Here is a 4,436-nt window from a genome sequence, read left to right on the forward strand (position 1 = left end):
GCCGGTAAGGCGGGCCGAAGGGCAGGAGCCCACCCGTCACTCGACCGGCGCGGCGTCCTCCTCGCGTGCGGCGTCCTCCGGCGCGTTCGCCGCCAGGAACTGCTCCCAGCCGCCGGCCGGAGCCTCACCCACGCCCAGCGTCCGCAGCTGGTCGAGCACCTCCGGGTCCTGGGCGTCGAGCCAGTCGACGAGCTGCCGGAAGGAGACGCACTCGACGTCCTCGCGGGGGCAGACGTCCTTGATGACATCCTCGACGGCGTTCATGTAGATGCCGCCGTTCCAGCTGTTGAAGTGGTTGCCGATGATGAGCGGCGCCCGGTTGCCGTCGTGCGCGCGCTGGAACGCCTGGAGGAGACCGTCCCTCATCTGGGCTTCCCACTGGGGGTGGTTGGCGGGGTCGCCGCTGGTGGGGCCGGACTGGTTCACCATGAAGTTGTAGTCCATGGCGAGGGTCTCGAAGGCCCGGCCGGGCATCGGGACCTGCTGGAGCGGGATGTCCCAGATTCCGTTCTCCTGCTGGGGCCAGACCTGGGTGCCGTTGCCGCTGGAGTCGTAGCGCATCCCGAGTTCGGGGGCGGCGGCCATGAGGGCATCGCGGCCCTCCAGGCAGGGAGTCCGTCCGCCGACCATCTCGTCCTCGTAGTCGAAGGGCAGCGGCTCCATCTCCTCCCAGCCGGTGGTGGTCTTCCAGTTCTTGACCATCCATTTGGCCTGCTCGGTCTCGCTGATCCAGTCCTCGGGGGACCAGGAGCCGACTCCTCCCGGGCCGCAGAAGTGCCCGTTGTAGTGCGTGCCGATCTCGCTGCCGTCCATCCAGGCGCCGCGGAGCTGCTCCAGGGTGGCGGCGATGTTCTCGTCGCGGAGGTAGCCGATGTCGGAGGCGCCCGCGGAGCGGCCGGGCGGCTGGTACTCGTGGCGCTGGTCCTCCGGCAGTACGTAGACGCCGGAGAGGAAGTAGGTCATGTGGGCGTCGTGGTCCTTGGCGACCTGCCGAAAGTGGGAGAAGAGCTGGTTGCCGTCCTCCCCCGCGCCGTCCCAGGAGAAGACGACGAACTGCGGCGGGGTCTCGCCTGGGGCGAGCTTGCTGACGGTGGGCTGGTTGGGCTGCGCACCGGTGAAGGCGGTGGAGCCGTCACCGATGAGCTGGGGTGGCTGGGGCGCCTCGGGGGCGGCGGCGCCCTCGTCCTTCTTGGTCTCGCCGCCGCTTCCACCGCCCTCGGGCTGCCCGCCGGAACACGCGGCCATGGTGAGGGTGATGGCGAGGGCTGTCGCCGCCGCCGCAAGCCTGGTAACCGAGCCCGTCATCGGGTTCTCCCGCCGTGAGGTCTGCCTGGGTCACGGCCGGCCGCACGGGGCGAACCGGCACAAATCCAAGCTCTCCCGACAACCCGAAAAGATATTGATACGACAAGCTATTCCGATGATTATTCACACTTTGGGCGTAATGAGCCCCCCGAAAGGGCTTGCGTACTAGTGGAGTGCTTTACACCGCATTACTCTTCGTTTACCAATGCTTGAGGGTAGTCATACCCTTACGAAGCGTGACCGCCCCGCCCCTGCTGCTCCCTTTTACGGACGGAGACGGATGTCCGCCTGCGCCCCTGCCATCCATGGACTCGCACGCCACCGCGCCGACTTCTCGGCCTCGATCTCGGTTTTCCTCGTCGCGCTGCCGCTGTCCCTCGGCATCGCACTCGCCACCGGCGCCCCACTCCAGGCGGGGCTGGTGGCCGCCGCTGTGGGCGGTATCGTCGCCGGTCGCCTCGGCGGTGCTCCGCTCCAGGTGAGCGGCCCCGCCGCCGGTCTCACCGTCGTCACCGCCGACCTCATCCAGGCCTACGGATGGCGCACCACCTGCGCCATCACCGTCCTCGCCGGACTCACCCAACTCGCCCTGTCCGCGGCACGCGTGGCCCGGACCGCGCTGGTGGTCAGTCCGGCGATCGTGCACGGCATGCTCGCCGGCATCGGTGTGACCATCGCGATCGCGCAGCTGCACATCGTCCTCGGCGGCAGCCCGGAGAGCTCGGTCCTCAGCAACCTCGCGGAGCTCCCGGCACAGCTGGCCGATCCCCATCCCGCCGCGCTGGCCGTCGGCGGCGTCACCATCGCCGTCATGCTGTTGTGGCCGCGCCTGCCCGGCCGCTACGGCGCGCTGGTGCGCAAGGCGGTGCCGACGGCACTGGCCGCGGTCACCGCGGCGACCGTCGTCGCGCTGCTCGCCGGGTTCCGGCTGCCGCGCGTCGACCTCCCCTCCTGGAGCAGCCACGCGCTGCCGCAGCTTCCGGAGGGTCCGGCCCTGGGCCTGATCGCCGGCGTGCTGACGGTGACTCTGGTCGCCAGCGTCGAGTCGCTGCTCTCCGCCGTCGCCGTGGACAAGCTCACCACCGCCCGCCAGCGGCGCGGCGGGGTGCGGGTCCCCAAGGCGGACCTCGACCGTGAGCTGCGCGGCCAGGGTGCGGCGAACGTCGTCTCCGGCTCGCTCGGCGGTCTGCCGATCACGGGCGTCGCGGTGCGCAGCTCCACCAACGTCGCGTCGGGTGCGGTCAGCCGCAACTCCACGATCATGCACGGTTGCTGGGTTCTGCTGGCCACGGGACTGCTGGTCGGCCTGCTGGAGCTGATCCCGCTGGCGGCACTGGCAGCGCTGGTGATGGTGGTCGGCATCCAGATGGTGAACGTCCATCACATCCGCACGGTCACCAAGCACCGCGAGGTGGTCGCCTACGGCGCCACGGTGCTCGGCGTGGTCGTCTTCGGCGTGCTGGAGGGCGTCGGCATCGGTATCGCGGTCGCCATCGGTGTCGCGCTGCACCGGCTCACGCACACCCGGATCACGCACGAGCCGCTCGCCGACGGTGGGCACCTGGTACGGGTACAGGGCCAGTTGACCTTCCTGGCGGTGCCCCGGCTGACCAGGGTGATCGGCCAGGTGCCCGAGCGGGCCGTCGCGACGGTCGAGCTCGACGGCTCGTTCATGGACCACGCGGCGTACGAGACCCTGCACGACTGGAGGACCTCGCAGCTGGCGCAGGGCGGCCGGGTGGAGATCACGGGTCGTGCCGGCGAACCGGTCGCCGAACCGTCTCCCCAGGAGCAGCGGCGCCCGTGGCTGCCGTGGCACAACTACCAGGCCGCGCTCCCGGCGGTACCGCCCGGCGCCGAGGTGCACGCGCGCCCGGACACCGCCGGACACACCCGGCCCGTCGCGATGCACGTACCTCCCCCGGGCCCCACGGCGACCGGCGAGGCCGCCCGGGCAGAGAAGACCGGGGCCGACACCGGCGGCGAGCAGGAGCTGGCCGCCGTGGGCGGCGGTCACGACGGCGCCCGGGTGCGCGGTGCCACGGAGGCCACCGGGCGCGCCGCCACCCCGGCGACGGGCGGCAGCGGCGGCAGCGGCGGCAGCCCGAGCGGCGGCGCGAGCACGACGGCTGCCGTCCACTCGACCGCCCCCACTCCCCCACCCCTCGCGGACCGGCTGCTCAGCGGCGTCCAGGACTTCCAGCGGATGACGGCGCCCCTCGTCCGGGACGATCTGGCCCGGCTGGCGCGCGACGGCCAGCGGCCCAGCCAGCTGTTCCTGACGTGCGCCGACTCCCGGCTGGTGACCAGCATGATCACCTCCAGCGGGCCGGGTGACCTCTTCACCGTGCGGAACGTCGGCAACCTGGTTCCGCCGCCCGGAAGCGAGCACGCGGAGACATCCGTCGCCGCCGCCATCGAGTACGCGGTGACGGTGCTGCGGGTCGCCTCGATCACCGTCTGCGGCCACTCCGGATGCGGCGCCATGCAGGCGCTTCACCAGACGCACGGCGGTCCGTCCGGCGCCGAGCACTCCGAGGCGGGCACGGCGGGCACCGCGACCGGCACGGCGACCGGGACGGTGCCGGCGGCCGGGGACAAGGAGTCGGACAGCTCGCTGCAACGCTGGCTGCGTCACGGCCGTCCCAGCCTCGCCCGGCTGGCCGAGGCAGGCCGGACCGAGCCCCGGCTGGGCGGGCGCGACTGCGCCGACACGGTGGAGTCGCTCTGCCTGGCCAACGTGCTCCAGCAGTTGGATCACCTCGCCCGGCACGAGTGCGTCACCGAGCGGCTCCGCGACGGGTCCCTCACCTTGAGGGGGATGTACTTCCACGTCGGGGAGGCCCAGGCCTATGTGCTGGTTGATCGACACGCCGGGACGCCGCTGTTCAGCCCGGTCCGGGCCGACGTGCTGACCAGCTGATCTTTCCCACCCACCGCCCGTTCGGCGCGGCTGACGCCCGCTCGTCCCGCCGGACGGGCCATTCACCGCGACAGGTCTACACCAGTTCGCCGTGAGCCCTTGTCAAAGCCCAGAACGGCTGATGGGGTGTGCCGTGGGACACAGCAGCGATCCGGAGGATGCCGTGAGTAACGAGAGCCTGGCCAACCTCATGAGCGAGGAGCGGAGC

General features: G+C 71.5%; 2 protein-coding genes. One reads left to right on the forward strand and one right to left on the reverse strand.

Annotation, left to right across the window (positions count from 1 at the left end):
• Positions 1 to 36 precede the first annotated feature (36 nt).
• Positions 37 to 1,305 carry a polysaccharide deacetylase family protein gene (locus tag E0D90_RS23880; RefSeq protein ID WP_103500885.1) on the reverse strand — a complete coding sequence of 423 codons (1,269 nt, stop codon included), beginning with the start codon at positions 1,303 to 1,305 and terminating at the stop codon, positions 37 to 39.
• A 280-nt stretch (positions 1,306 to 1,585) separates the two neighbouring features.
• Here E0D90_RS23880 and E0D90_RS23885 point away from each other — a divergent pair, with 280 nt between their 5' ends.
• The gene (locus E0D90_RS23885; protein WP_130800046.1) at positions 1,586 to 4,228 is read left to right on the forward strand and encodes a SulP family inorganic anion transporter; all 2,643 of its coding nucleotides are present in this window, start codon (positions 1,586 to 1,588) and stop codon (positions 4,226 to 4,228) included.
• Positions 4,229 to 4,436 lie beyond the last annotated feature (208 nt).

Source organism: Streptomyces otsuchiensis (genome assembly GCF_004305975.1).
GTDB lineage: Bacteria > Actinomycetota > Actinomycetes > Streptomycetales > Streptomycetaceae > Streptomyces > Streptomyces otsuchiensis.